Below are 3,208 nucleotides of genomic sequence, written 5' to 3' on the forward strand. Positions count from 1 at the left end.
GATTTCGAACCTTTCATGGCGCAGAAATCGCATTATATCATGCACTTGGCGCGCTACCTGAACCGGATGTCGCCCACAGATTCTGCTGACGAGCCCAATTTATTTAGCAAGGTCTTCGAACGACCAACGTGCGCAATGTCGTTTCGAAGATCTGAAATTTTCTTTCCAATATCTTTAGGGGCACAATCCAGCAATCTGGATAGATGCGTTTGAAGCTTTTCACTGGCATGGTTGTCAATGCCGTACTGGAATTTAACCTTATCGGCATTTTTCCCAGCCTCCTTGGCTATCCCTTCTAGCTGAGTAGCAGCAAGCACAATGTCTCCATGAATTTGGTGATTCGAAATCACGCTCACTTTGCTTTGCAGGGCAGATACGATTGTCAGATAACGATCACTCCTGGTCAGCCACTTTGACAGCAGTACACCCAGGTTCACATCACCGTTGTTTAACGGAAGATTGTGGTGATTCTTCTTCGCTTGACTGCGCTCAATTGTGGCCTTGTCGTTGAGCGTCGATGGAATAACCACCATCGGGCATGGCCGCCCTTTCTCGTCTCGCACAAAGGTTTTCAAGTAAATCAATTTTGCTGGTCCAAAGAACAACATAGCAAACAAATCTGCGATGGAAGTGATGATGTTTACTGCATCAGGAATAGTCAGTTTTTTTGTTGGAATGAAACGAAACAGAAAATCCAGCTGCTTTTTTAGATAAGGCTGAAATTCGGGGTGCCGAGCGCGAATTTCGGTATAGCTCTGCTGAAGCTCATCTAGCGCATCCTCATTGTCTGAATGAAAATGTACCCTAAGATCCGTACTGGCTAGATTGAACCTACCCGAATGAATAACACTTACTTTGCCAACGCCGCATTGGGTAGTGACAACGGCAGTATTACTAAATGGAACACCTTCCTTCTCCACGTCCGGAACGAAAAACTCTTGAGCACCCGTAATATCGAACTCGAAAGTATCAAACGTAACCGTATCCTCGATATGGCAACCGAAAATGGCGTAACGAAATGGGTAAGCAGTGGATGTCCAATAACCCATCCCGTTCATCACGCGGCAACCACTATTTCTGGCGCTGAACTCGCCAACGAGTGTCAATGGCTCTCCGGTCGAGGTTTGCCCAAATAGATAAGTCCACTTCAAGTCGCGATCAGCCTTGCTCATTAGCCTAGCAAATTCAAGCCGGAGTCCATTAGTGGGTGAATATTTCAATCTGCCGGCAAAAGCTAAATCTTCCAATCCCGGAGGAAAAAATATGCCTGTCCATTCCTGATCGATCAACAGATTTGGATCGATCTTGGCCATATTACACCTCCTCGACTTGAAGTTCGTCCGGAAGGGTAACTGTGACCTGGCCGTTCATTAGCATAGGAAGGAGCCAGTCTCGTAAGTCAACCAAGCATTCATTCTCGGATTCCTTGGTCGCCACTTCCTTGACGATTGAGTTAACAAAATCTGTAAATTTATCTACAAGAATTCTTTCTGGAATGATCACATCAATATCTTCCAAAAAGCTTTTGCTTAGCTCCACTTGTCCAGTAGAGCCATTCGCCGCAGCTTCAATCATTGGTTGATGTCTCATCATTATCCAAGCGAGATATTGTGGAGAAATTAGTTTGCTATCAGATCTTATGATCGACACATGAGAGTCAACTGTTGTTTTCTCTTCAAGCAAACGCTTCACAAAAGCCACTCTTCCCAGAGTTCCAACGCCTGTTGAATTTACAACTACGTCAAAAGGTTTTAACAATCTGTCGTCTTCATCACTGAGTATTATTTGGTGTCTTCTTGAATCTTCAAAGGATATTCTCTGATCACGCACACACTTCTGGTTTAAGAAGCTGTTTGGAAATCCCTGCTCTATGTTAAGCGCCTCAACATAATGCGGGTCATAGCAATGTAAACCCAGGTTTCATCCGTCCGAGTGAGACGCTCACAGCTTTTGCTAAGCCTGCGTGAATGGTTCAGCCAGCCAAAAGTACGTTCAACTACCCAGCGACGAGGCAGTAGCACAAACTTCCTGGTTTCCCTGGGGCGCAATACCACCTCCAGACAGAATTTAAACCGCTCGGCAACCCAGTCTACCAAGCGACCACTATAGCCACCACCATCCACCCAAATCTTCCTCAATCTTTTGCACCCGCCTGGCAGATGACGGAACAGCAGGCGAGCACCGTCACGGTCCTGTACACTGGCAACAGTCACTACAACCGTCAACAGTAATCCCAGTGTGTCCACCAGAATATGGCGTTTACGGCCATTGATCTTCTTGCCTGCATCAAAACCACGTTGCCCAGGAACTGCGCTGCATTTGACGCTTTGGCTGTCCAGGCAGCCTGCCGTCGGTTGTTTGTGTCGTCCACATTTCTCTCGCAAGCGGGAACGCAACAAATGATGGAGGCGTTCCCATGTCCCGTCATGAGACCAGCGGTGAAAATAGTAATTAACCGAGTACCAAGCCGGGAATTCACGAGGCAATTGCCGCCATTGGCAACCTGTCTTCAAAATGTACAAAATTGCATTTAACACCTGACGCATACTCAACTCCCGCGGCCTCCCCACGGCTGATACTGGCAGATGTGGTTTCAAATAACGCCATGCTCCATTGCTCAGATTACTCGGATAACGCTTCCTTGGCTTTTTTGTTGATCATGATATTGTCGCTAATAGCAAAAAGTCGCTACATTAATCCAGAACTCTCAATTTCTAAACAGCTTCTAAGACGGGAATACCACCTTCCTCTGTATATATAGGAGAAATCCCCCTGCGTATTACAGAAGCTAGATCGACGAGCTTTTTAACATCCCATCCCTCCGGCATTTCCCGCTTCAGGGCTGGGTTGTAGACCATTTTGCCGCCGGAGGTTTTGTTGGGCTTGCCATTGGCGTCGGGGAAGTCGAACTGTACGAACCAGTAGTCGTACAGGGTTTTGGCCATGGCTTCCAGTTCGGCGTTGATGTGGTTGTTGAGTTCGATTTTTTTGTCGATTGAACTAAGTAATGATGCAATTGCCACTTGGAGATCTTTTTCAGGCAACCAAACAGGCAGCCTATCTAATGTCTTTTGATTTAACGAAGGCATTATTGAGCCTGAGCTATTTTGAAGGTAACTATTCAGCGAAAAAAATGCAAAAAGTGCTTGACAGGGTTTTTGTGTAAAAAAGCAAGATTACCGATACATTTGGAGTTGCCCGTCAGGGC

Annotated in this window: 3 protein-coding genes and 1 pseudogene; all 4 read right to left on the minus strand. The window is 46.2% G+C overall.

Features of this window, described 5'->3' with window-relative positions; genetic code table 11:
• Window positions 1-53: 53 nt before the first annotated feature.
• Window positions 54-1,313 carry an ApeA N-terminal domain 1-containing protein gene (locus BLV85_RS14460; protein WP_090415923.1) on the minus strand — a complete coding sequence of 420 codons (1,260 nt, stop codon included), beginning with the start codon at window positions 1,311-1,313 and terminating at the stop codon, window positions 54-56.
• 1 nt (window position 1,314) lies between these two features.
• Window positions 1,315-1,830, minus strand: coding sequence for a restriction endonuclease subunit S domain-containing protein (locus tag BLV85_RS14995; RefSeq protein ID WP_143032366.1), 516 nt, complete (start codon window positions 1,828-1,830; stop codon window positions 1,315-1,317).
• 38 nt (window positions 1,831-1,868) lie between these two features.
• On the minus strand, window positions 1,869-2,621 hold the full coding sequence (locus BLV85_RS14470) for an IS5 family transposase (RefSeq protein ID WP_090415925.1): 753 nt from the start codon (window positions 2,619-2,621) through the stop codon (window positions 1,869-1,871).
• Window positions 2,622-2,714: 93 nt separating this feature from the next.
• Window positions 2,715-3,140: pseudogene (locus BLV85_RS14475) on the minus strand (restriction endonuclease subunit S); the annotation flags it as partial.
• Between the last annotated feature and the right edge of the window lie 68 nt (window positions 3,141-3,208).

Source organism: Nitrosomonas halophila, assembly GCF_900107165.1.
Taxonomy (GTDB): Bacteria; Pseudomonadota; Gammaproteobacteria; order Burkholderiales; family Nitrosomonadaceae; genus Nitrosomonas; species Nitrosomonas halophila.